At 63.3% G+C, this 24640-nt stretch carries 23 protein-coding genes; 17 read left to right on the top strand and 6 right to left on the bottom strand.

What is annotated here, in order from left to right:
* Positions 1 to 52: 52 nt before the first annotated feature.
* Positions 53 to 475 (bottom strand): peptide-methionine (R)-S-oxide reductase MsrB, encoded by a 423-nt coding sequence (gene msrB / locus PQQ52_RS24860; RefSeq protein WP_097392411.1) that lies wholly within the window; start codon positions 473 to 475, stop codon positions 53 to 55.
* 99 nt (positions 476 to 574) lie between these two features.
* Complete coding sequence (locus PQQ52_RS24855; protein ID WP_408217095.1) at positions 575 to 2146, bottom strand: protein adenylyltransferase SelO; 1572 nt, start codon at positions 2144 to 2146, stop codon at positions 575 to 577.
* Positions 2147 to 2378: 232 nt separating this feature from the next.
* On the opposite strand from PQQ52_RS24855, the gene PQQ52_RS24850 reads away from it, so the two are divergent.
* Both PQQ52_RS24850 and PQQ52_RS24845 read left to right on the top strand, forming a co-directional pair.
* Positions 2379 to 4055, top strand: a complete 1677-nt coding sequence (locus tag PQQ52_RS24850) for a 3-(methylthio)propionyl-CoA ligase (protein WP_408217093.1) — start codon at positions 2379 to 2381, stop codon at positions 4053 to 4055.
* A gap of 154 nt (positions 4056 to 4209) precedes the next feature.
* A complete protein-coding gene (locus PQQ52_RS24845; RefSeq protein WP_408217090.1) occupies positions 4210 to 6309 on the top strand; it encodes a 3-hydroxyacyl-CoA dehydrogenase NAD-binding domain-containing protein in 2100 nt (699 codons plus the stop codon).
* Positions 6310 to 6396: 87 nt separating this feature from the next.
* Here PQQ52_RS24845 and PQQ52_RS24840 read toward each other — a convergent pair whose 3' ends face one another.
* Positions 6397 to 6543, bottom strand: coding sequence for a hypothetical protein (locus PQQ52_RS24840; protein WP_408217087.1), 147 nt, complete (start codon positions 6541 to 6543; stop codon positions 6397 to 6399).
* On the opposite strand from PQQ52_RS24840, the gene PQQ52_RS24835 reads away from it, so the two are divergent.
* On the top strand, positions 6542 to 7720 hold the full coding sequence (locus PQQ52_RS24835) for an acetyl-CoA C-acyltransferase (RefSeq protein ID WP_325047321.1): 1179 nt from the start codon (positions 6542 to 6544) through the stop codon (positions 7718 to 7720). The two genes, PQQ52_RS24840 and PQQ52_RS24835, sit on opposite strands and share 2 nt — an antisense overlap.
* Before the next feature lie 122 nt (positions 7721 to 7842).
* On the opposite strand, the gene PQQ52_RS24830 is transcribed toward PQQ52_RS24835, so the two are convergent.
* Complete coding sequence (locus PQQ52_RS24830) at positions 7843 to 8217, bottom strand: hypothetical protein (protein ID WP_408217084.1); 375 nt, start codon at positions 8215 to 8217, stop codon at positions 7843 to 7845.
* 238 nt (positions 8218 to 8455) lie between these two features.
* On the opposite strand from PQQ52_RS24830, the gene PQQ52_RS24825 reads away from it, so the two are divergent.
* The 5 genes from PQQ52_RS24825 to PQQ52_RS24805 all read left to right on the top strand — a co-directional run bounded on the left by PQQ52_RS24825 (position 8456) and on the right by PQQ52_RS24805 (position 13776).
* Entirely contained in the window at positions 8456 to 9937 is a 1482-nt protein-coding gene (locus tag PQQ52_RS24825) for an aminotransferase-like domain-containing protein (protein WP_408217081.1), read from the top strand.
* 131 nt (positions 9938 to 10068) lie between these two features.
* Entirely contained in the window at positions 10069 to 10554 is a 486-nt protein-coding gene (locus tag PQQ52_RS24820) for a PaaI family thioesterase (RefSeq protein ID WP_408217078.1), read from the top strand.
* A 130-nt stretch (positions 10555 to 10684) separates the two neighbouring features.
* Positions 10685 to 11683 carry an NADP-dependent oxidoreductase gene (locus tag PQQ52_RS24815; protein ID WP_408217075.1) on the top strand — a complete coding sequence of 333 codons (999 nt, stop codon included), beginning with the start codon at positions 10685 to 10687 and terminating at the stop codon, positions 11681 to 11683.
* 72 nt (positions 11684 to 11755) lie between these two features.
* Positions 11756 to 12637 (top strand): SDR family oxidoreductase, encoded by an 882-nt coding sequence (locus PQQ52_RS24810; protein ID WP_408217072.1) that lies wholly within the window; start codon positions 11756 to 11758, stop codon positions 12635 to 12637.
* A 179-nt stretch (positions 12638 to 12816) separates the two neighbouring features.
* Entirely contained in the window at positions 12817 to 13776 is a 960-nt protein-coding gene (locus PQQ52_RS24805) for an alpha/beta hydrolase (RefSeq protein ID WP_408217069.1), read from the top strand.
* 15 nt (positions 13777 to 13791) lie between these two features.
* On the opposite strand, the gene PQQ52_RS24800 is transcribed toward PQQ52_RS24805, so the two are convergent.
* Positions 13792 to 14637: an NRDE family protein gene (locus PQQ52_RS24800; RefSeq protein ID WP_408217066.1), complete on the bottom strand. Its 846-nt coding sequence runs from the start codon at positions 14635 to 14637 to the stop codon at positions 13792 to 13794.
* An 84-nt stretch (positions 14638 to 14721) separates the two neighbouring features.
* Positions 14722 to 15819: a CAF17-like 4Fe-4S cluster assembly/insertion protein YgfZ gene (ygfZ, locus tag PQQ52_RS24795; protein WP_408217064.1), complete on the bottom strand. Its 1098-nt coding sequence runs from the start codon at positions 15817 to 15819 to the stop codon at positions 14722 to 14724.
* A 78-nt stretch (positions 15820 to 15897) separates the two neighbouring features.
* Here ygfZ and mltG point away from each other — a divergent pair, with 78 nt between their 5' ends.
* The 9 genes from mltG (at position 15898) to otsA (ending at position 24608) form a co-directional block, all read left to right on the top strand.
* A complete protein-coding gene (mltG, locus tag PQQ52_RS24790) occupies positions 15898 to 16908 on the top strand; it encodes an endolytic transglycosylase MltG (RefSeq protein ID WP_408217061.1) in 1011 nt (336 codons plus the stop codon).
* Positions 16908 to 17528, top strand: a complete 621-nt coding sequence (gene tmk, locus PQQ52_RS24785; protein WP_408217232.1) for a dTMP kinase — start codon at positions 16908 to 16910, stop codon at positions 17526 to 17528. The genes mltG and tmk overlap by 1 nt, the downstream gene beginning before the upstream one ends.
* 94 nt (positions 17529 to 17622) lie before the next feature.
* Positions 17623 to 18657 carry a DNA polymerase III subunit delta' gene (locus tag PQQ52_RS24780; RefSeq protein WP_408217058.1) on the top strand — a complete coding sequence of 345 codons (1035 nt, stop codon included), beginning with the start codon at positions 17623 to 17625 and terminating at the stop codon, positions 18655 to 18657.
* A 106-nt stretch (positions 18658 to 18763) separates the two neighbouring features.
* On the top strand, positions 18764 to 19282 hold the full coding sequence (locus PQQ52_RS24775) for a GNAT family N-acetyltransferase (protein WP_408217055.1): 519 nt from the start codon (positions 18764 to 18766) through the stop codon (positions 19280 to 19282).
* Positions 19283 to 19410: 128 nt separating this feature from the next.
* Entirely contained in the window at positions 19411 to 20202 is a 792-nt protein-coding gene (locus PQQ52_RS24770) for a TatD family hydrolase (protein ID WP_408217052.1), read from the top strand.
* Positions 20203 to 20254: 52 nt separating this feature from the next.
* Positions 20255 to 20995 (top strand): ankyrin repeat domain-containing protein, encoded by a 741-nt coding sequence (locus PQQ52_RS24765; protein ID WP_408217049.1) that lies wholly within the window; start codon positions 20255 to 20257, stop codon positions 20993 to 20995.
* 233 nt (positions 20996 to 21228) lie between these two features.
* A complete protein-coding gene (locus PQQ52_RS24760) occupies positions 21229 to 21585 on the top strand; it encodes a Rap1a/Tai family immunity protein (protein ID WP_408217047.1) in 357 nt (118 codons plus the stop codon).
* A gap of 294 nt (positions 21586 to 21879) precedes the next feature.
* A complete protein-coding gene (locus PQQ52_RS24755) occupies positions 21880 to 23103 on the top strand; it encodes a mechanosensitive ion channel family protein (protein ID WP_408217044.1) in 1224 nt (407 codons plus the stop codon).
* Positions 23104 to 23195: 92 nt separating this feature from the next.
* The gene (gene otsA, locus PQQ52_RS24750) at positions 23196 to 24608 is read left to right on the top strand and encodes an alpha,alpha-trehalose-phosphate synthase (UDP-forming) (RefSeq protein ID WP_408217041.1); all 1413 of its coding nucleotides are present in this window, start codon (positions 23196 to 23198) and stop codon (positions 24606 to 24608) included.
* Positions 24609 to 24640: the final 32 nt, after the last annotated feature.

The following is a 24640-nucleotide window of genomic DNA, read 5'->3' as shown; positions in this document are numbered from 1 at the left end:
GTGACAGACGCCGGCCGCGCATCATTCAACGGGCGCCGGACTCCGCGCTGCGTTACTTGGGCTCGAATTGTAACGCAGCCGAATTGATGCAGTAACGCAGACCGGTCGGCGCCGGTCCGTCTTCAAACACGTGACCCAGATGCGCGCCGCAGTTCTTGCACTGCACCTCGATGCGCAGCATGCCATGCGCGCGGTCGGTTTTCTCGGCAATCACTTCACCGTTGATCGGCTTGAAATAGCTCGGCCAGCCGCAACCTGCGTCGAATTTGGTGTCCGATTCGAACAGCGGCGTGCCGCAGCAGACGCAGTCATAGATGCCGCGGTCCCAGTGGTCGTGATAGCGGCCGGTGAAGGGGCGCTCGGTCGCCGCGTGACGCGTCACCTGGTATTCGATGTCGGAGAGCTGGTTGCGCCACTCGGCGTCGTCTTTCTGCACGGCGGGGGCGCCGGTGTTGAGGTCGTCGGGCTTGTTCATGATCGGTTCCTGTCTCGGGCTTGTTTTTGGGAGCGGCTAAAAGTGCCAGCGATGCCAGCGGTTCAAGCGGATTTCAGCAGAATCAAAGGCTTCGGCTCGTCACGAAGAGCAACTCACTTCCAGCGAGCTGGCCCAATCCGGTGGCAATCCTGCATACGCTTCGTTTTCCGGCTGTTCGTCGAACGGATGGCGCAGAACGGCGGCCAAACGTTCGACTTCGGAGAAATCTTTCTCTTTCGCCCGGCGGATCGCCGTTTCCGCCAGGTGATTGCGAAGTACGAATTTGGGGTTCACACGGTTCATTGCAATGGCGCGGGCCGCGTCGTCGCGTGTTTCTTCGGACAGGCGCGCACGGTAGTCGTTCACCCACGCGTCGAATGCGGCGCGGTCGAGGAACAGGTCGCGCACCGGCGCGTCGCCGTTCGCGTCGTGCTTCGAAATGCGCGCCAGATTGCGGAAGGTCAGCGTGAAATCCGCACGGTTGGCGTGCATCACTTCGAACAGGCGATTGACCAACGAAGCGTCGCCCGATGTGTCATCGCCGTCGCGCCCGGTTTCGAGGCCGAGCTTGGCGCGCATGCGTTTCTCAAGCGCCGGCGCGAAACGCTCCTTGAAGCCGCCGAGCACCCGCTGCGCGTCTTCGATCGCCTTGTCGCCGCGCACGCTTTCCTCATGCTGAACGCCTAGCAGCGGCAGCAGGCCTTGCGCGAGGCAAAAGAGGTTCCAGTACGCGATCTGCGGCTGCATCTTGTACGCGTAGCGGCCTTGCGAGTCAGAGTGATTGCAGACGTAGCCGGCGTCGAAACCGTCCATGAAACCGAACGGGCCGTAGTCGATCGTGAGGCCGAGGATCGACATGTTGTCGGTATTCATCACGCCGTGGCAGAAGCCGACGGCTTGCCATTCGACCATCAGATCGGCCGTCGACATCACCGCTTCGTTCAGCAGCGCGAGATACGGATCGTCGGCTTCGCGGCAATGCGGATAGAAGCGATCGATCACGTGATCCGCGAGCGCGCGCAGTGCGTCGACGCGATCGTTCGAATAGAAATGCTCGAAGTGCCCGAAGCGCACGAAGCTCGGCGCCACGCGCGTGACGACCGCGGCGGTTTCGACTTCCTCGCGGCGCACCGGCTGGTCGGAGCCGATCACGCACAGCGCGCGCGTGGTCGGAATGCCGAGGTGATGCATCGCTTCCGAACACAGATATTCGCGAATCGACGAGCGCAGCACGGCGCGGCCGTCGCCCATGCGCGAATAGGGCGTGCGGCCCGCGCCTTTGAGCTGCAGCTCGAAGCGTTGTCCGTCGTGTTCGACTTCGCCGAGACCGAGCGCGCGGCCGTCGCCAAGCTGGCCGGCCCACACGCCGAACTGATGCCCTGAATACACTGACGCGTACGGCAGTGCTTCGGAAGGCCATTCGCGCGTGGCATTGCCAGAGAACAGTTCGGCAAAGCCTGGATCATTCTGGAGCGTCGGCTCTAAACCGAGCAACGCGGCGGTTTCTTCGGAGAACCCGACCACGTACGGCGCACTCAGCGGCGCCGCGGGCAGGCGGGTCAGAAACGCGCTGCCGAGCCGCGCGAAGGCGCTTTCGGGCGAGGTGGTAAGTGCGTCGGAAAGAGCCGATAACGGCCCGGATAACCCTGCAATGCTTGGGGAAAACGACATATTGAGCGCCTCTGGATTAACCGATATTGTAAGTCCGCGCCCGCGGCGCTGCTGGTCGGCCGTTTAGCCCGGCGCCGCCTATGTGCTGGGCGTATCCTGCCGAAGCGATCCCGCGCCGCTTCAGGGCGCGCCACGCGATCCATCGGAGCGTCCCGCGCCACTCGGCGGAGTGCGCCGCGCAGCCCCGAGCTGTAACCCCAATGACACAAACAAGGCGAGGAGATCTCTCTTTATGACGACGCCGCTGCTTGGCCAGATGATGGACGTGCCGCTCACTGTGTCCTCGTTGCTCGCGCATGCCGCGCGGCATTTCGGCGACACCGAGATCGTGTCGCGGCGCATCGAAGGCGACGTGCATCGCTACACCTACCGTGACTGCGAAAAGCGCGCGAAGCAACTGGCGCAGGCGCTGATCGCGCTTGGCGTCGAACCCGGCGAGCGGGTCGGCACGCTGGCCTGGAACGGCTACCGGCATCTGGAAGCGTATTACGGCACAGTGGGCTTCGGCGCTGTGTGTCACACGATCAATCCGCGCCTCTTTCCCGATCAGATCGCCTACATCGTCAACCACGCTGACGACGCCTACGTGCTGTTCGACACCACCTTCGCACCGCTCGTCGACGTGCTCGCGCCGCAGTGCCCCAAGGTGCGCGGCTGGATCGCACTGGCCGACGAAGCGCATCTGCCGAAGATGCAAACGCCGGTGCTCAGCTACGAAACGCTGGTCGACGCGCAGGACGGCAACTACGAATGGCCGCAACTCGACGAACGTCAGGCGTCTTATCTTTGCTATACGTCGGGCACCACCGGCAACCCGAAAGGTGCGTTGTATTCGCATCGTTCGACGGTGCTGCATGCGTTCGGCGCGTCCTTGCCCGACGCGATGAGCCTGTCCGCGCGCGATTCCGTGCTGCCGGTCGTGCCGATGTTCCATGTGAATGCATGGGGCATTCCGCATGCCGCGCCGCTGACCGGCGCGAAACTTGTCTTTCCCGGCAAGGATCTCGACGGCAAATCGCTCTATGAATTGATGGAAAGCGAACGCGTCACGTATTCGGCCGGCGTGCCGACCGTGTGGCTCGGCCTGCTCAACTACCTGCGCGAGGCCGGCGTGCGCTTTTCGTCACTGAATCGCACGGTGATCGGTGGCTCAGCGTGCCCGCCGGCCATGCTGCGCACGTTCGAGGACGAGTACGGCGTGCAGGTGATCCATGCATGGGGCATGACCGAAATGTCGCCGCTCGGTACCTTGTCGAAACTGACGTGGGAACAGAGTCAGCGTCCGCTGGCAGAGCAGCGCAAACTGCTCGAAAAGCAGGGCCATGTGCTGTACGGCGTCGATATGAAGATCGTTGGCGAAGACGGGCGCGACCTGCCATGGGATGGGGTGGCGTTCGGTGATCTGCACGTACGCGGGCCCTGGGTGATCGACCGGTATTTCCGCAAGGACGATTCGCCGCTGGTGGACGGCTGGTTCCCGACCGGCGATGTCGCCACCATTGACCGCGACAGCTTCCTGCACATCACGGATCGCTCGAAAGACGTCATCAAATCCGGCGGCGAGTGGATCAGTTCGATCGACATCGAGAATGTCGCGATCGCACATCCTGCGGTGGCCGAAGCCGCGTGCATTGCCTGCGCGCATCCGAAATGGACCGAGCGGCCTCTGCTGGTGATCGTCAAGCGGGCGGGTTTCGACGTGACGCGTGACGAACTGCTTGCGTTCTACGACGGCAAGGTCGCCAAATGGTGGATTCCCGACGACGTCGCTTTCGTCGACGAACTCCCGCACACGGCCACTGGCAAGCTACAGAAACTCAAACTGCGCGACACGTTCCGCGACCATATCCTGCCGTCCGCACTCGAAGACGAAAAGGATTGTCCGCTTGCCAGGGGAAACCCCGCCTAACGATAAATTGAACGAGCGTGCTTTTTTGTGTATTCTGCCTGCTGACCCCGGGAAAGTCGGACACTAAGTCAGACAATGCGTCGGACAATGAGCCGACTCGATAAACCGGACGGGCGGCGCGTCATGCGCCGCCTTATCGCATGGAGGCAGGCAGATGGCAGTGGACTACACAACTCATGACGGCGTGGCCGTCATTACGCTGAACAATCCCCCCGTAAACGGCCTCGGCCTCTCGACGCGAGCGGGTATCGTCGAAGGGATCGAGCGCGCCCAGAACGATCCGGCCATCAAGGCGATCGTGCTGACGGGCGCCGGCAAAGCCTTCTCGGGCGGCGCCGACATTACCGAATTCAATACGCCCAAGGCGACTCAGGAGCCGACGCTCGCCACGGTCATCAGGACCGTCGAGGGCAGCGCCAAGCCGGTGATAGCCGCGATTCATAGCGTCGCCATGGGCGGCGGCCTCGAACTGGCGCTCGGTGCGCATTATCGGATCGCCGCACCCGGTGCGCAGATCGCGCTGCCGGAAGTGAAACTCGGCATTTTGCCGGGCGCGGGCGGCACGCAGCGTTTGCCGCGCGCCATCGGCCTTGAAGCCTCGCTCAACATGATTGTCTCCGGCGCACCGGTGATGTCGGAGAAGCTGGCCCATCCCGGGCCGGCCGACTCGGGCCTGTTCGACGAAATCGTGGAAGGCGATCTGGCCGAAGCAGCGCTCGCGTTTGCCCGCAAGGTCGGCGCGAAAACGGGCCCGCATCCGAAGGTGCGCGACCGCAAGATCGAGCATCCGAATGCCGCCGGTTTCATCCAGTTCACGCGCAATACCGTCGCGGCGATGGCGAAGAATTTCCCGGCGCCGCTGAAGTGCATCGACGCGGTGGAAGCGGGCGTGCAGAACGGTTTCGACAAGGGCCTCGCGTTCGAACGCGAATGCTTCATTGCGCTCGTGCAGACACCGGAAAGCCACGCGCTGCGTCATGCGTTCTTCGGCGAACGTGCGGCGAGCAAGATTCCCGATGTGCCTGCCGATACGCCGGTGCGGGATATCAAGCAGGTGGCCGTGATCGGCGCCGGCACAATGGGCGGCGGCATCGCGATGAACTTCATCAACGCGGGCATTCCGGTCACGCTGCTGGAAACCAAACAGGAAGCGCTCGACCGCGGCATCGCCACGATCCGCAAGAACTACGAAGCCACCGTCAAGAAAGGCAAGCTCAAGCCCGAAGCGCTCGAACAGCGCATGGCGTTGATCACGCCGACGCTCTCCTATGACGACCTGAAAAACGCCGACCTGATCGTCGAAGCGGTGTTCGAAGAACTCGGCGTCAAGGAGCAGGTATTCAAGCGTCTCGACGAAGTGGCGAAGCCCGGCGCGATCCTCGCGTCGAACACGTCCACGCTGGATGTCGACAAGATCGCCGCTTTCACGAAACGTCCGCAAGACGTGGTCGGCATGCACTTCTTCAGCCCGGCCAACGTGATGAAACTGCTCGAAGTCGTGCGCGGCAAGGAGACGGCGAAAGACGTGCTTGCCACGGTCATGAAGCTCGCCAAGAAGATCAGGAAGACCGCAGTGGTCTCGGGTGTCTGCGACGGCTTCATCGGTAACCGGATGATCGAGCAGTACATCCGGCAGGCGCTCTTCATGCTCGAAGAAGGTGCATTGCCCGCTCAAGTGGATAAGGCCATCGAGAAGTTCGGCTTCGCGATGGGCCCGTTCCGCATGAGCGATCTGGCGGGTAACGACATCGGCTGGGCGATCCGCAAGCGCCGCTATCAGGAACATCCTGACATGCACTACTCGAAGATCGCCGACCGTCTCTGCGAGACGGGGCGCTTCGGCCAGAAGACCGGCGGCGGCTGGTACGACTACAAGGCGGGCGACCGCACCGCGTATCCGTCGAAAGTGGTCGACGAGATGATCACAACGTTCTCGAAGGAAGCCAACGCAGAGCGCCGCAAGATCAGCGACGAGGAAATCGTCGAGCGTCTCGTGTTCGCGCTCGTCAACGAAGGCGCGAAAATTCTCGAGGAAGGCATCGCGTCGAAGGCGTCGGACATCGACATGGTTTATCTGACCGGCTACGGCTTCCCGCTCTATCGCGGCGGCCCGATGCTGTACGCGGATACGGTCGGCCTCTATAACGTCGAGCGTGCGATTCGCCGCTATGCATCGCGCCCGAATGGCGACGCCTGGCAATTGGCGCCGAGCATCGCGGAGCTCGCGGCGAAGGGCCGTGGGTTCAACGGTTGAAGGCTTGCCCGATCACCGTGTGAATGAAATGAGCGGCGTGGTGAAGACTGGAATGCGGGGCATGTCAGCGCCGACGCTTCGACTCCATCACGCCGATGGGCCTTGCGAATGCAGCAGCGTGCAGCGGAGTGCAGCACGACGCGCCACCGGCGCCGCACCGAGTGCGGGCCGCTGCGGTGCATGAAGCGATCCGCAGGTGCCCACCATCAACATCTGGAAGTTGGAGACTTGCATGACTGACGCCGTAATCGTATCGACCGCTCGTACGGGTCTCGCCAAATCATGGCGCGGCGGTTTCAACATGACGCACGGCGCGACGCTGGGCGGCCATGCGACGCAGGCCGCTGTCGAGCGCGCGAAGCTGGACCCGGCGCGCATCGAAGACGTGATCATGGGCTGCGCGAATCCGGAAGGCGCAACGGGTATGAACATCGCTCGCCAGATCGCGCTGCGAGCCGGTTTGCCGGTCAGCGTGCCGGGCATGACCGTGAACCGTTTCTGCTCGTCGGGTTTGCAAACGATCGCGCTGGCTGCACAACGCGTGATCGCCGGTGAGGGCGATGTGTTCGTCGCGGGTGGCGTGGAATCGATTTCGTGTGTGCAGAACGAGATGAACCGCCACATGGTGACCGAAGGCTGGCTGAGCAAGAACAAGCCGGAAATCTACTGGTCGATGCTGCAAACCGCCGAGAACGTGGCGAAGCGCTACGCGATCTCGAAGGAACGCCAGGACGAATACGGCGTGCGCTCGCAACAGCGTGCCGCAGCCGCGCTCGAAGCCGGCAAGTTCAAGGACGAGATCGTGCCGTTGACGGTGCTCGCCGGCGTCGCCGACAAAGCGACCGGCCGTCTCTACACGAAGGAAGTCACGGTCAGCGCCGACGAAGGCATTCGCGCCGACACGACGCTCGAAGGCGTGTCGAAGATTCGTACCGCGATGCCGGGCGGCGTGATCACCGCGGGCAACGCGAGCCAGTTCTCGGACGGCGCGTCGGCCTGTGTCGTGATGAACGCGAAAGTCGCGGAGCGCGAAGGTCTGCAACCGCTCGGTATTTTCCGCGGCTTCGCAGTGGCTGGTTGCGAGCCGGACGAGATGGGCATCGGCCCGGTGTTCGCGGTGCCCAAGCTGCTCAAGCAGGCTGGCCTGAAGGTCGAGGACATCGATCTGTGGGAGCTGAATGAAGCGTTCGCGGTGCAGGTCCTGTATTGCGCCGACAAGCTCGGCATTCCGCACGATCGCCTGAACGTGAACGGCGGCGCGATTGCAGTGGGCCATCCGTATGGCGTGTCGGGCGCGCGGTTGACCGGGCATGCGCTGATCGAAGGCAAGCGGCGCGGCGCGAAGCTGGTCGTTGTGACGATGTGCATCGGCGGTGGTCAGGGTGCAGCGGGCCTGTTCGAAGTGGTTTGATGCATGGGTTGGCTTGGCTTGGCGTGGTTGGGCGGTTCAATGCCAACCACGTTCACGCACCGGCTCGTTGCCGAACAGCCTCGCGCAACCGTTGAGCTTGAGTTTGCAGTGGTAGCGACGTTTCAGGCGGCGCGCCGCAGGCGTGTTTTGACGAGATCGGCCAAGTGCTGAACGGCCTGACGAATGAAGCTGTGGCGCTCGTTTTCAGCGCGCCATGGCTGTATGACGAATACTGCGGAATTCGCATGCGCAGCGCGAATCCAGATGATGCCGCGCTGCGGCGTCACATAGCGCTCGCCTTCATGCAGCGTGATCGACGTGACCGGAACGGCATCTCCGAGCCACGCCAGAGAGTGATCGCGGAAGTCGAGTTGCAGATGGCCTTCGACGGCCACGATGGAGGTTCGTGCGCGTAGGTCCTGTATGGCCACCTGACCGGCGGCAAGGTGCGCGGCGGCATCGCGAGGTTGGCAGCGATGTTGACCGATAGCGGGCATGTCCGATTCCTTTAGACCGTTTCCATGCCACACAGCTTATTGAGTTCGTCCACGCGAAAACAGGCTCAGCAATGGACAATGTGAACCGATACAAAGTGGTGTTTCGGCATGCTGTATCGGTTGGAATCAGGCCGATGTGTATCTGTTGCAGCGCGCAAACTGTCCGCACCATCGGCTCATGAACTCTTCTACTGTTACGCCAGCTGTACCAGCCGTGGTTTGTGCGGAAGCACCGCCCATGGTCCCACCCGCGGATGGCCGCCCCCCGGACAGCCGGCCTCTCTATCGGCAACTGGCCGACGAATACCGCCGCGCGATCGGCAACGGTGTGCTGCGTCCCGGCGACCGCATGCCGTCGATGCGCGCATTCATGCAGCGGCACGGCGTAAGTCTCGCGACGGCGACCGAGAGCTATCGCACACTGGAACGCGACGCGCTTATCGACGCCCGGCCACGCGCCGGTTATTTCGTGCGCGCCCGGCAGACTGTCAGCTTGCCGGCCGCAACCGAGCCCGACCTTGCGGCCGCGCCCGGCGCCGCGCAGTTCGTTGGTATCCATTCGGTGATTTCGGCGATCGTGTCGAAATTCCAGCGCTATCCCGAGGCGCTGAATCTCGGCGGCGCGACCGCATCGCCCGATCTTTATCCTACCGACGCCTTGCAAAAGGCAGCACTGCGCGCATTGCGCCGGCGGCCGACCTTGCTGACCGCGGCCGGACACGATCAGGGCGATCCCGCGCTGCGCGCGGTCATTGCGCGCCGTGCATTCGACGTCGGCATCCGGATCGGCGCGGACGATGTGATCATGACTCACGGCGGCATCGAAGCCGTGAACCTGGCCTTGCGCGCGGTCACGCAGCCGGGCGACACGGTCGCGGTGGAATCGCCATGCTTCTTCGGCTTGCTGCAGGCGCTCGAAAGCCTTGGCCTGCGCGCGCTCGAAATTCCGGCCAGTCCGAGCACCGGACTCGCCATCGAGGCGCTGGCGTTCGCGCTGCAAACACACCCCGACATCAAAGCGGTGGTGGTCGTGCCGAATCTGCAGAACCCGCTCGGCAGCGTGATGCCCGACGCGCACAAGGCGCGGCTTGTCGAACTGTGCGCGCGAAAGGGCATTCCGCTGATCGAAGACGATCCGTACCGCGAGCTCGCCGATACAACGCAGCCACCCAAATCGTTGAAGGCCTGGGACACCGACGGCACGGTGATTCACTGCACGTCGTTCAACAAGACGCTGGCGCCCGGCATGCGGGTCGGCTGGATCAATGGCGGACGCTGGCATCCGCGCATCGGCATGCTGAAGTTTGCGCAGTCGCGGCATAACGAGCAGTTGTCGCAAGTCGTGCTCGCCGAATTTCTGGAAACGAATGCGTATGAGCGGCATCTGCGGCGTTTGCGCGACCGTCTGCGGATTCAGCGCGAACGGATGGCCGCATCGATCGCTGCATCGTTTCCCGACGGCACGCGCTTCACGCCACCGGGCGGGGGCATGTTTGTCTGGATCGAGCTGCCGCGCGACGTGTCGTCGTCTGCTTTTTTTGACGCTGCTCTGGACGAAGGCATCCGCGTCATGCCGGGCACGGTGTTTTCGAATGCGGGGCGCTTCGATCATTTCATTCGTCTGAGTTGTCCGAGTACCGATCTCGATCAAACCGACGAAGCAGTGCGCAGGTTAGGGCGCCTGGCGGCACGGATGGCGACGCATGCACGAACGCCATAGCGGTTATCATTTCCTGCTGCGCGCGTGCGCCTTTGAGCGCACGTCCGGGCAGACCGATGCCTGGGGCCTTTCGCGCCAGGCGTGGCGCGCGAATTGCGTGAATGTGTCGACTACGAAATCTGAAACCAGCAATGACCGATTCATCCTCATCTAAAACGGGCAGCGCGTCATTGCCCGAAAGCCCCTTCGTCGACCGGCTCGGGGCGCAACTCGTGTCGGCGGCAGACGGCGTCAGCGAAGTCATGCTGCCGCTGCAGCACGATCACATGAACACGTGGAATGTCGTGCATGGCGGCGTGACCATGACGCTCGCCGATGTCGCGCTCGCCATGGCCGCACGCAGTCTGGCCGGCGACGGCATCGGCGTGGTGACCGTCGAGATGAAAGTCAACTTCATGCAACCGGGCCGCGGCGAATTGCGCGCGACCGGCCGCGTGCTGCACCGCTCGACCACCATGGCCTATTGCGAAGGCGAGATCCGCGACAGCGAAGGTCACTTCGTCGCCAAAGCGCTTGGCACCTTCAAATATATGCGGCGTCTCGCCGTGGGCCGCGACGTGACGCAACAGCGTTTGCGCAGCGACCCTACGGCGAAACCCGGCCCAAGCGACGGCTGATCGCGGCATGGGCAGCGCGCGTGTCAAGAGCCGTGCGCGCGGGGGCGCCTGTTTTTGCGGACGCCGTTCGTTCGCGGCTTTCGTTCGAATTATTCGCCGATCACATCGGTAACCCATGGAGACGACCGTCATGCCCCAGATCAACCGTCAACTCGTGCTGGCTTCGCGTCCGCAAGGCGCCGTTACGCCCGATAACTTCAAGCTCGTCGAAACCCCGCTGGCGCTGCTCGCCGACAGCGAATTCCGCGTGCGCAATCACTTCCTGTCGCTCGATCCGTACATGCGCGGCCGCATGAACGACAGCAAGTCGTACGCAGCGCCGCAACCGTTGAACGAAGTGATGATCGGCGGCACGGTGGGTGAAGTGGTGGAATCGAAGAATTCGAAGTTCGCGCCCGGCGACAAGGTCGTCGCGATGTTCGGCTGGCAGGAGTACGGCACCTCGAACGGTGCGGGCGTGCAGAAAGTCGACGATACGCACGTGCCGCTGTCGGCCTATCTTGGCCCGGTCGGTATGCCGGGCGTGACGGCCTGGTATGGCCTGAACAGGATCATCGTGCCGAAAGCGGGCGAGACGGTGGTGGTCAGCGCGGCAAGCGGCGCGGTGGGCAGCGTGGTCGGGCAACTGGCGAAACTGGCCGGTGCGCGCGCGGTCGGTATCGCCGGCGGCGCGGAAAAGTGCCGCTATGTGGTCGAGACGCTCGGCTTCGATGCCTGCGTCGACTATAAGGCCGGCAATCTGTATCAGGAACTCAAAGCTGTGACACCGAACGGTGTCGATGGCTACTTCGAGAACGTCGGCGGCGAAGTGCTCGACGTGACGCTGGCGCGCATGAACGCGTTCGGCCGGATCGCGCTATGCGGGTTTATCGCCGGCTACGACGGCCAGCCGCTGCCGCTCAAGCACCCGTCGCTGATGCTCACGCAGCGGCTGCTGGTGCAGGGCTTCATCGTCAGCGAGCATATGGACGTGTGGCCCGAAGCGCTCAAGCAACTCGGCACGCTGGTCGCGCAGAAGAAGCTGCAATATCGCGAGACCATCGCGCAAGGACTCGATGCGGCGCCTGAGGCGTTCATCGGTCTCCTGAAGGGGAAGAACTTCGGCAAGCAGCTCGTCAAGCTGATTTGATGACGGTGGCTGTTGAACGGCCCACGCCATCAATGTCGATAAGCCCCAGCCGCTCAACCCAGGAGAGAAGAGATGTTTGAATTCGAAGGCAAGGTGGCGGTGATCACCGGTGCGGCAAGCGGCTTCGGCCGGGCATTCGCGGAGAAGGGCGCGTCGCTCGGCATGAAGCTCGTGCTCGCCGATGTGAATCCCGAGGCGCTTGCGCAAACCGTCGACGCATTGCGCGCCGGCGGCGCTGAGGCTATCGGCGTGCCGACCGACGTGTCCGATGCCGCTCAGGTCGAAGCGCTCGCGCAAGCGGCGCTCGACGCCTTCGGCAAGGTGCATCTTCTGTTCAACAACGCGGGGGTGGGCTCGGGCGGCTTCCTCTGGGAAAGCTCGGCGAATGACTGGGCATGGGTGTTCAACGTCAACGTGATGGGCGTCGCGCACGGCGTGCGTGCCTTTACGCCGATCATGCTGCGGCAGAATGAACCCGCGCATATCGTCAACACGGCGTCAGTCGCGGGCTTGCTGTCGCCACCCGCGATGGGTATCTACAACGCCTCGAAGCACGCCGTCGTATCGCTCACGGAGACGCTCTATCACGACCTGCAACTCGCCCAGGCGCCAGGTAGCGGGGCGGTCGGTTGTTCACTGTTGTGCCCGGCCTTCGTGCCGACCGGCATTGCCGATGCAGAACGCGCGCGGCCCGCGGAGTTGCGCAACGAGAGCGGACCGACCCGCTCGCAGATCGCCGCCGGCAAGCAACTGCATCGCGCGGTGCAATCGGGCAAGCTGACCGCGGCCGACGTCGCCGACATCACGTTCGAAGCGATCGCCGCGCGGCGTTTTTACATCGTCACGCATCCGGGCATCATGGCGACGGTGAAACTGCGTCACGAGGATGTCGAGCACTTGCGCAACCCGACTGATCCGATGTCGCTGAAGCCGGAAGTGAAGAGCGCGAGCTAGGTGCGCGTGGCCACCATACGGTGGGTTTTCTACGGGTCTTCCGCAGGGTTCACGATAGTTACATTAGGCATTTGGAACAAGCCGCCGGTTGTGCCGGGTTTTTACCGCTGCTGCCTGTCCCGCTGCTTACCCATTTTTTACCCACTAACGCTCGGCGCCTTCGCGCCACCAGACGCCCAATGCCGCTGAATCCGAAGATCGAGCAGGTACTCGACATGATCGCGCGCGCGAAACGCCCGCAGCTTCACGAGTTGACGCCACAACAGGCGCGCGCATCCTACGAGAAAAGCGCGCCGATTCTGGAGATCGCGAGCGCGCCCATGTTCGCGGTCGAAGACCTGCATGTGCCGACACGCGACGGCGCGACGATTCGCGCGCGTCTTTATCAGCCTGTCGAGCCGAGTTGGGCCGAGCCTGCGCCGGCGCTGGTGTATTACCACGGTGGCGGCTTCACGGTCGGCAGCGTCGATACGCACGATGCGTTGTGCCGGATGTTCGCGCGCGATGGCAAGTGCACAGTGCTGTCGGTCGATTACCGGCTCGCGCCCGAGCACAAATTTCCCACCGCCGTTGAAGACGCGTTCGATGCGTTGGTCTGGCTGCAAGCACACGCCGCGGAATACGGTATCGATGCAGCGCGGCTGGCCGTGGGCGGCGATAGCGCGGGCGGCACGCTGGCAACGGTATGCGCGGTGCTGGCACGCGACGCGGGCATCCAGCTCGTCCTGCAATTGCTGATCTATCCGGGCGCCACGGGCTATCAGCAAACCGATTCGCACTCGCGCCTCGCGTCCGGCTTCCTGCTGTCGGGCGACACGATTCAATGGTTCTTCGATCAATACGTGCGCGACAAGCGTGATCGCGACGACTGGCGTTTCGCGCCGCTCGACGGCACGCGCGGCGCACCCGATTTCAGCGGCCTCGCGCCGGCATGGATCGCGACCGCCGAATACGATCCCTTAAGCGATGAAGGCAATGCATATGCCGAGAAACTGCGCGCGGCGGGCAATCAGGTCGCGCTGCAACGCTACCCGGGCATGATTCACGAGTTCTTCAAGATGGGCGGCTTCGTGGCCGACGTCGCGCAGGCCCACGCGGATGCCGCTGCGGCGTTGCGGGCGGCGTTCGGCTCTGAGTAAGCTGTCAAACGCTTCTCAGGCGATCTCGCGTTCAACGTTAAACGCGAAACTTCGCTCGAAGTCGCCGGGCCGCACGATCCGATGCGAACCGTTGTCGTCGCTGCGTTCGGCAGCCGCTACGCTGATCACCTCGCCATGCGCGACCACGCGCACCGCGGTCGTGCCCCGTGTGCCGTATTCCGGCGTTTCGATAAATGCAGCCGACAACGCACGCTCACGTTCGAGCGGAATGCCGGTGGACGGCAATTCGTCGTCACGGGCAAGGCTCGGATCGCGCATCAGATCGATCAGCCGTTCGAGCGGTGGCATCGCATCACGCGTGAGCATGGCGCCCAGTTCCGCGCGCTTCATGACCAGTTTCGGCCAGGCGGTATCGAGCACCGCGTTCGAGATGCCGTGCGTGCCGGGCGCGAGCAGCGTGGGCGCAGTGTTCGACCGGTTGCAGTACCAGCCGAGCTCGCGGCGCGTCCAATCGCCGACGAGCAGGTTGAAGCCGTTGTAGATGTCGCCGGTTTGCGCGACGTGTTGCAGATAGTCGAGTGGTGTTTCGTGCTGGCCATTGCCCGAGCCGTTACCCGAACCGCTGAGCCAGTCGCTGACAAGCGTGCCGCGGGTCGGCGCATCGGCGCGCATTTCATGCGGCGCGCGGTAATTGGTCAGCGCGGCGAATCTGCCATCGCGCGACATGCCGAGCCACGTGCCGCCGCCCGCCAGATCGCGGCCGGCCAGCACGGTCGGCGCGTCATGCCACCAGCTGATCGGCTCGGCAGTACGGCGAAAAAATTCGTCGCGATTCGCGGCGAGCGTGAAGAGCGGCTCATCGACCGCGTCGGGTCGCCAGTCGAAAACGATCAGACACATCCGGTGGAGTCTCCCGGTGGAAGCGGTGAAGTAACAGATGCCAGGAACAGGCGGCGCTGGATTGCGCCGCCCGGGTTCGGGAGCTTAAACCTCAGTCGGCAACCCATACGGCAACGGCAGGAACGTCAGCGTCTGACCGTCCGCCGCGCCCAGATGCACCGAACCGCCTTCGAGCGCCGCCAGCTTGATCTCCACCAGCACGTCGACGCCACCGTCCGGCGCCGACGCCGCATTCACCACCATCCCGCACGGCTGGCCCGGATCGTCAGAGTGAAACAGTTCGGCACCGGCCTTGACCGTTTCCAGTTCACCCGCCACGTTCGCGAGCGAGGTGCGCCGCTTGATCGTGCCGCGATACTGGCTGCGGGCCACCACTTCCTGACCCGGATAGCAGCCCTTGCGGAAATTGACCGCGCCGAGCACGTCGAAATTAACCATTTGCGGCACGAATTGCTCGACCACCGGCTGCGTGATGCGCGGTTCGCCGGCGCGAATGTCGAGCCAGTCCCATATCGCGGGCGATACACGCTTGAGCTTTTCGTCGAGTAAAGGCAGGTGCGCCTCGATCGCGGCCTTGGGGCCGACCCACAGATAACGCAGCCGTCCTAACGCGTCTGGAACACGAATCAAGGAACCCGCCGTGCCGTCCACCTGCACATGCACGCCGTCGGGCAGCGCGTCGAACACGCCGGACAGCGCTGTACGCACGTCGCCCGCGAGGCCCACCACCGCCAGTTCGCCGCTCGCATCCACAAGCCTGGCCTTGGCGCGCAGAACGAACATGGACAGCCGCTTCTGCACGGCGGCCTGCACGTCCTTCGACACCAGCAGGCGAATCGTCTCGCCCGTGCGCCACGTCAGGAACGACGCCAGCAGGCGGCCCTTGGCCGAGCAGTAGCCGGCGAGGCGCGCACTGGCGGCATCCAGGTGCTGGGTGTCATTGGTCAACTGGCCATGCAGGAAGCTCGCCGCCTCGTCGCCGGTCGCGTCGATCACGCCGAACTGCGTCAGCGGCATGTAGGCGCCTTGATGGATGACAGCGTCGAATTCGTCAGCGGCGGGGCGCGGCAAAGCAGGAAGTCCGACGGGCGCGGACGCCTGTGCCGCGGCAGCGGCGCCTGTATGAGCACCTGCGGAAGCAACTGAAGGTGTGCCTGAAGCGGTAGCGAGCGGTGTGTTCATGGATTCCGAGAACAGTCAATTCTGACTTTAGCTAAGGCAAACAAGTATTATATGAGGTCCAACCCAGCCACGTTTCGCATGTCCCTTCTGAAGAAATGTTTCGTCGCCGGCGCAATTGTCGTTGTGCTGGCCGCAGCCGCAATCGCAGGCGGATATCACTGGGCCCACAGCCCACTCGATTTGACCCCCGCGCAACTCGATGTCACCGTCAAGCCGCACAGCAGCCTGCGCAGTGTTACGCTGCAGCTCAACCGCGGCGGTGTGCCGGTCGAGCCTGAGCTGTTCGTCATCATGACGCGGCTGCTTGGGCTGCAAAGCGATCTGAAATCCGGCAACTACGAGTTCAAGACGGGCATCACGCCGTACGAAGTGCTGCAAAAAATCGCCCGCGGCGACGTCAACGAATACGTGGCGACCATCATCGAAGGGTGGACCTTCAAGCGCATGCGCGCCGAGCTGGACGCCAATCCGGCGCTCAAGCACGACACGGCGGGCATGAGTGACGCTGATCTGATGAATGCGATCAACGCGCCGGAAGCGTCGATCGGCAATGGCGAGGGGCTGTTTTTCCCGGACACCTATCTGTTCGACAAGAACACCAGTGACCTGGACGTTTACCGCCGCGCGTACCGGCTGATGCGGCTGCGTCTGGACGAAGCCTGGACCGCGCGTGCGCCGAACCTGCCGTACAAGACGCCGTACGACGCGTTGACGATGGCGTCGATCATCGAAAAGGAAACCGGCAAGAAATCGGACCGGCCGATGGTGGCGGCCGTGTTCGCGAACCGTCTGCGCGTGGGCATGCCGCTGCAAACCGACCCGACCGTGATCTACGGCATGGGTGAGAGCTACACCGGCCGCATCAGGAAGAAAGACCTGCAGACCGACACTCCCTACAATACCTATACCCGGATGGGGCTTCCGCCAACACCCATCGCGCTGCCCGGTGTCGCATCGCTGCAGGCGGCGATGAACCCGGCGCAATCCACCGCGCTGTACTTCGTTTCGCGCGGCGACGGCAGCAGTATCTTTTCTGACACCCTCGGCGATCACAACAAGGCCGTGGACAAATACATTCGAGGGCAATGATGGCGCGGGGCAAATTCATAACGTTTGAGGGCATCGACGGTGCCGGCAAAACCACCCACCTGGGTTGGTTTCGCGAACGCCTCGAAGAGAAAGTCGCGAGCACCGGCCGTTCGGTCGTGATGACGCGCGAGCCGGGCGGCACACCGCTCGGCGAGCAGATCCGCGAAATCGTGCTGCATCAGAAGATGGACCTCGAAACCGAGGCCTTGCTGATGTTCGCGCTGCGCCGCCAGCATCTGGCCGAAGTGATCGAACCGGCGCTGGCGCGCGGCGACTGGGTGCTGTCCGACCGTTTCTCCGACGCGACCTTCGCCTACCAGGGCGGTGGCCGCGGGCTGCCGCGCGACAAGCTGGAAACGCTGGAGCGCTGGGTGCAGGGCGGTTTTCAGCCGGACCTGACGGTGCTGTTCGATCTGGCGCCGGAAATCGCCAACGAGCGGCGCCGCGCCGCGCGCGATCCGGACCGTTTCGAAAGCGAGTCGGAGGCATTTTTCAACCGCACCCGTACCGAATATCTGCGCCGCGCGGAAGAAGCGCCGTACCGGTTCGCTATCATCGACTCTTCGGACAGCATCGCGCGAATTCAGAAAAAACTTGAGGAATTGATCGCAGTTCTTTGATTTTAAAAGAATATAATTCTAAATTATAATGGTAGGCGAAGCTCGCTTGATGTCTCATAAAGTGTCGTCAACCGGTTGATTTAAAAGAGAAACGATGATTTATCCGTGGCAAGCCGATGACTGGAATCGCCTGCAGCAGTTACGCGGGCATTGGCCTCACGCCTTACTGCTGCACGGGCAGGCGGGAATCGGCAAGCTGCGCTTCGCGCAGCACCTGGCGCAGGGGTTCCTGTGTGAGGCCCAGCAGGCTAACGGCGAGCCCTGCGGCGCGTGTGTGGCGTGCAACTGGTTCACGCAGGGCAATCATCCGGACTATCGGATCATCGTGCCTGAGGCGCTGGCTGCCGAAGCCGGCCTTGGTAATGCCGCAGACGAAAAAGCTGAGAAGGCTGACGGCGACGAAGGCAAGAAGACGCGCGCACCCAGCAAGGAGATCAAGATCGAGCAGATTCGCGGCTTGCTCGATTTCGTCGGCGTCGGTTCGCACCGCGGCGGCGCGCGCGTCGTCGTGCTGTATCCCGCCGAAGGGCTGAACATCGCGGCGGCCAACGCGCTTCTGAAAACGCTAGAAGAACCGCCGGCGGGCGTGATGTTTTTGATGGTGTCGGCGCGCATCGACCGCCTGCTGCCCACCATCATCAGCCGCTGCCGCCAGTGGCCGATGATGATGCCCGCGCCGGACGTCGCCACGAAGTGGCTCGCCGCGCAAGGCATCGCCGAAGCGCCCGCGCTGCTCGCCGAGGCCGGCGGCGCGCCGCTTACGGCCCTCGCGCTGGCGAGCGACGAGAACCGCACGCTGCGTGACTGGACCTTGAAGCAGCTAGCCGCCGGTGCCGATTGCGATGCCTTTGCCTGCGGCGAGGCGCTGCAAAAGCTACCGGTGCCGCTCGTACTCGGCTGGCTGCAGCGCTGGATGTACGATTTGCTGGCGCAGCGCACAGCCGGCGTGCCGCGTTATTTTCCGCAGGCGTCGACAGCATTGACGCGCTGTGCATCGCAAGCCGATGCCAGCGCGTTCGCGCGCTTTATGCGCACCGTGACGCGCCAGCGCGCCGTCGAGAACCATCCGCTGAACGCGCGGCTGGTCTTTGAAGAACTGTTTATCGGCTATCGCGAGCTGTTCGCATAAATATTTTGATGCCGGACGGTTTGTCCAAAGCTGGCGCGCTTTACTGTGCCGCGCCCGCCCGCGCATCCGTCCGCTGATTCGTCCTCCCTCTCACGTTCACAGCACCATGAATCTTCCTTACCGCGATGCCACGCTCGACGATTTGCCCGCGATCGTCGCCATCTACAACTCGACCGTGCCGTCGCGGCAAGTCACCGCCGATCTCGAGCCGGTGAGTGTCGAAAGCCGTCAGGCGTGGTTTCACGCGCATGGTCCGCAAAAGCGCCCCCTGTGGGTGGTGGAAGACCCGCAGCGGTCCGGCCGCGTGATCGCATGGCTCAGCTTCTCTGACTTCTACGGCCGCCCGGCCTATCAGCGTACCGCCGAAGTCAGCATCTATCTGGACGAGAGCGCGCGTGGCAAGGGTCTCGGCAAGCAACTGCTGGCGGCCTCGCTCGCGGCGGCGCCGGCGCTTGGCATCGACACAGTGCTGGGTTTCATCTTCGGCCACAATGACGCGAGCTTGCGCCTGTTCCGTGGCTTCGGTTTCGACACGTGGGGCTCGCTCCCGCACGTCGCGGTGCTCGACGGCGTGGAGCGCGATCTGGTGATTCTCGGCAAGCGGCTCGATCCGGCTGCCGCCTGATTGACGGCCGGGGTCATAGCCGGATTTACAGCCGGCATCACAGCCGGTTTTACAGCGGGATTCACACCGGGCTCGAGCTGAAGCTGGGTTAAAGCCGAGTCAACGCTATCTATCAGCAGGACCACACCATGTTTGTCGATTCGCACTGCCATATCAACTTCGAAGGACTCGCCGACCGCCTGCCGCAGGTGCTCGAGAACATGCGCAGCCATTCGGTCACGCATGCGCTGTGCGTCTCGGTCGACCTTGAAACGCTGCCCTCCGTGCTGGAGATCGCTAGCCGGCATGACAACGTCTACGCGTCGGTCGGCGTGCATCCGGATCACGAGGACATGCGCGAGCCGAGTCTTGCCGAACTCGTCGAGCTGGCCGAGCATCCCAAAGTTGTCGCGATCGGCGAAACTGGCCTCGACTACTACCGCCTGGAAGGCCGCACGATCGCCGATATGGAATGGCAGCGCGAGCGCTTTCGCACCCACATCCGCGCGGCGCACGCTACGAAGAAGCCGCTGATCATTCATACGCGTTCGTCCGCGGAAGACACGCTGCGGATCATGGCCGAAGAGCGCGCGAGCGAGCCGGGCGGCGTGATGCATTGCTTTACCGAACCGTGGGCGATCGCTGAACAGGCGCTGGCGCAGAATTTTTACATTTCGCTGTCGGGCATCGTCACCTTCAAGAGCGCGACCGATGTGCAAGACGTCGCGCGCCGCGTGCCGCTCGAGCGCCTGCTGATCGAAACCGACTCGCCATACCTCGCGCCCGTGCCGTATCGCGGCAAGCCTAATGAACCTGCGTACGTAAGTTATGTCGGACGCTTCATCGCCCAACAACGCGAGATGCCGGATACGGCGCTTGCCGCCGCGACGACACAAAACTTCTTCCGGCTCTTCAAGATTCCCGTGCCGGCTGGCGCGTAATCAGTAAAGCCGATAAATATCAAAAGGATAGGGAAGTTTCCTAAAGCAAAACATGACAAATTACTCGACTTCGACCGCTGTATTTCAAGAGGCGTCAACCGTGCAAGCCGGCCTGGGTTCGGCACGCCGTGGCGCGTCGCGCCTCGCGCTGGCCGCCATGCTCGCCTGCGCCGCGCTGAGTTCACTGGTCGCTTCGCCGGTTCAGGCCGCACCGATCGACTCGCTCATCAAGTCGGTGAAATTCGACGACATTGACGGCGTCAACAAGCTGCTCGCCAAGGGTATGGACCCGAACAGCGTCGACAGCCAGGGCTTCCCGTTGCTGGTGATCGCCGCGCGCGAGAAGTCGGACAAGGTGGGCGCCGCGCTGGTCGCCAATCCGAAAACCAACATCGAAATCCAGGACAAGGCCGGCGAGAACGCGATGATGATGGCCGCGTTGAACGGCGACCTCGATTTCGTCAACCTGCTGATCGCGAAGGACGCCGAAGTCAACAAGAAGGGCTGGGCACCGTTGCATTACGCCGCTGCGAACGGCCACGACGACATCGTCAAAGTACTGCTCGACCATTCAGCTTACGTCGACGCCGGCTCGCCGAACGGCACCACGCCGCTGATGATGGCCGCGCGTGGTGGCCATGTGTCGACGGTGAAGCTCCTGCTCGACAACGGCGCGGACCTCACGGTGAAGAACCAGATCGGCCTGACAGCGCTCGATTTCGCGAAGACCTACAAGGAGCCGGACGTGGTTGAAGGACTCACCGCGCGCCTGCAGCAGATGCAACAGAAGTGATCTGCTTGAAAAACCGAAGCGCCGGCGGCAGGGATGCCAGCCACCGGAGCAACGGACCGCCGGACCGCCGGACCGCCGGACCGCCGGGCCGCCAAATTTGCCTGAAGATAGCGGCAGTTGGCATGCCTGCCACTCCGCAAAACAGTGCAGAATGACGACTTGGCGCGCTCTCGTGGCGCGCCGGTTCGATGCGGCGCAAGACCGCCTGATAAACGACCCAGGAAAGGAACACCATGCTGCGGGCTTTGATTTTCGCCAGCGCGTTTGCCGTACCGCTATCGGCAGCTGCGTTTACGGGAGGCGACCTCAACAAGCTGTGCACGAAGACCGATGTGGCATCGCGTAGTGCGTGTGCCGCGTACATTGAAGGCGCCGCCGACGGCATCTTCAACACGATCGACGCGATCGGCGGCACCACCGGGCCACGCGTTGGCCAGTACTTCTGCCTGCCGCCGGACGCGCGCTCAGCGCAACTCACCGACGCGGTACGCAAATACATTGCGGAAAATCCGATCGTCGCGGGCTATAACGCCAGCACGGCGATCTCACTGGGGCTCGGCAAGGCATTTCCTTGCAAGAGCGGCAGTTGATCTCGTCGTTGAATTTGATGTAAATCGCGGCTGACCTGACGCCTGCGCCGCGCGCCCGAATCTGGCGCGTCAGGCGTTTCAATCCGCTTCCATGGCGGCTCAAATCCGACCGCGCGCTTTCAGGAGCCGCCGCCTCGGACACTTCTCCCAGTCCGGGCGGACGAACGCCTAAGATATCTACAGGCGTCCGGCCGCCCCGGTGACCCAGCCCGCATGGCGCCCGCCCCACGCAACGCCGCCGCGCCTCGGCCTTGCGATCCCGTTTACATCCGAACCAAGAGGAACCCGCCCTTCATGCCAACTCTCGACGACCTCAGCCGAATCGCCGAAGCCCCGCTGCATACGTGGCTTGGCGCGTTGATCGTCTCGGTCATTGCGGCGCTGCTGGCCGTGGGCATCCATCGGGTCGGCGCACGCATCGTCACGCGAATCGCGCGGCCGTATCCGCTCACCAGCGTCGTGCTGCGCTATATCGACAAGCCGTCGCTGTTCGTCCTCGTGATTCTGGCGTTGGAGGCGGTATGGTGGGAAGCGCCCGATGCGCTCACCTTCATCACGCCGCTGCGCGATGCCGCCGCGATCGCGCTGATCGCGGCGATCACCTGGCTGTCGGTACGCTCGGCAGCGGCGATCGGCGAGGCGATCATTCGGGCTCATCCGCTCGATACCGCCGACAACCTGCAGGCGCGCCGCATCCATACGCAGGCACGCGTGCTGGCGCGTTCGGTGATGCTGGTGATCGTGATCGTCGGCGTGGGTGGCGCGCTGATGACGTTCCCGAACGTACGGCAGATCGGCGCGAGCTTGCTGGCGTCGGCGGGCGTGGCCGGTCTGGTCGCCGGTATTGCCGCCCGGCCGGTGCTCGGCAATCTGATCGCCGGTTTGCAGATCGCGCTTTCGCAGCCCATCCGGCTCGACGATGTCGTCGTGATTCAGGGCGAGTGGGGGCGTATCGAGGAAATCACCGGCACCTATGTCTCGGTGCGCTTGTGGGACCAGCGGCGGCTGATCGTGCCGCTGCAATGGTTCATCGAAAACCCGTTCTCCAACTGGACGCGCAGCAGTTCACAGATCATCGGCACGGTATTTCTGTACGTCGATTACCGGATGCCGCTCGCGCCGTTACGCGAAGAGCTCGCGCGTATCGTCGAGGGCGCGCCCGAATGGGATCGCCGCGTGCAGGTGCTGCAGGTCACCGACGGCACCGAGCGTTCGATGCAGTTGCGCGCGCTCGTCAGCTCGCCCGATTCCGGTCTGAACTGGGACTTGCGCTGCCGGGTCCGCGAGGGGCTGCTCGACTTCATCCAGAAACACTATCCGCAGTATTTGCCGCGGGCGCGCGCCGAAGTGACGGCGGAGCTCGAAAACGGCAAGGGCGAACCGCTCGATTGGGTGCCGCGCAGCACGCAGACGCCTGCCGGCAGTACCGCCGCGCACACCGAGGCCGATCCGGTGGCAAGCCGCGCCGGTCGTCCGCAGGCGGGCGATCCGGCGCAGAAGGTCAAGGAAAAAGCCTAGCTGGGGAAGACGGCATCCTGGCCGAAGATGAGTGCAACTGATCGTGCACCAAAGTGGTCGAACCGTCCATCTGACCAAGGAGGACTACCAATATGGGCCGACTGATCGTCGTGTCGAATCGTGTCGCAACGCCAACGGAAACCAAGGGATCGGCGGGCGGCCTCGCGGTCGGCGTATTCGGCGCACTGAAGGATGCAGGGGGCGTGTGGTTCGGCTGGAGCGGCGACGTGGTGAGCGAAACCGTCGCCAACGCGGGTCCGACGCTTGAGCAGGACGGCGCGGTGACCTTCGCGACCGTCGGTCTCACGCGCAAGGATTACGACCAGTACTACCGCGGCTTTTCGAACGCCACATTGTGGCCGGTGTTCCACTACCGCAACGACCTGGCGCGCTACGAGCGCGAAGAGTATGCGGGCTACCGGCGCGTCAACGCATGGCTTGCGCACAAGCTGATCAAGCTGCTCGAACCCGACGACGTGATCTGGATTCACGACTACCATCTGATCCCGTTCGCCGAAGCGCTGCGCTCCGAAGGCATCACGAACCGTATCGGTTTCTTCCTGCACATTCCGTTTCCGGCGCCGCAGATTCTGCTCAACATTCCACCGCACGAAGAGTTGGTGAAATCGCTGTCGTGCTATGACCTGCTGGGCTTTCAGACCGCAACTGACGAACTCGCTTTCCACGACTACGTGACGCGCCACGCGCGCGGCACCGTCAGCGGGGGCAATCACGTCGAAGCCTTCGGCCGCAAGTTGCGCACGGGTGTCTACCGGATCGGCGTGTTCCCCGACGAAATCGCCGAACAGGCCAAGCGCTACGAAAGCCGCCAGCACGTTCTCGACCTGAAGCAGAGCCTGGAAGGCCGCAAGCTGATCATGAGCGTCGACCGGCTCGATTATTCGAAAGGGCTCGTCGAGCGTTTTCGCGCTTTCGAGCAGTTGCTGGAACGCTCGCCCGAATGGCGCGGCAACGTCACGCTGGTGCAGATCGCACCGCCAACCCGCTCGGACGTCGTCACTTATCAGAAGATCCGCCAGGATCTCGAATACGAAGCAGGGCGCATCAACGGCCGATACTCGGGCCTCGATTACACGCCGATCCGCTATCTGAATCAGCAGTACGACCGCTGGAAGCTGATGTCGCTGTTTCGCGAGTCGCAGATCGGCTTTGTCACGCCCTTGCATGACGGTATGAACCTCGTCGCGAAGGAGTATGTCGCCGCGCAAAATCCCGACGATCCAGGCGTGCTGGTGTTGTCGATTTTCGCCGGCGCGGCGGCGGAGTTGAGCGGCGCGCTGCTGGTCAATCCGCACGATGCAATTGGCATGTGCGAAGCCTTGCAGCGCGCGCTGCAAATGCCGCTCGACGCGCGCCAGCGGCGTCACGAGATCAATATGGCGGCGCTGCGTAAGAACGATCTCGGCGTGTGGCGCGATACCTTTCTCGATGACTTGCGCAGCGTGCCGGTACAGAAGCCGGGCAAGGGCGGCGGGCATAAGTGATGATGCGTTTGAACAACGGCGTTGTTTTACCG

The organism is Paraburkholderia sediminicola (assembly GCF_046030555.1).
Lineage (GTDB): Bacteria > Pseudomonadota > Gammaproteobacteria > Burkholderiales > Burkholderiaceae > Paraburkholderia > Paraburkholderia sediminicola_E.
This window is presented reverse-complemented; position numbering and strand designations above follow the sequence as displayed.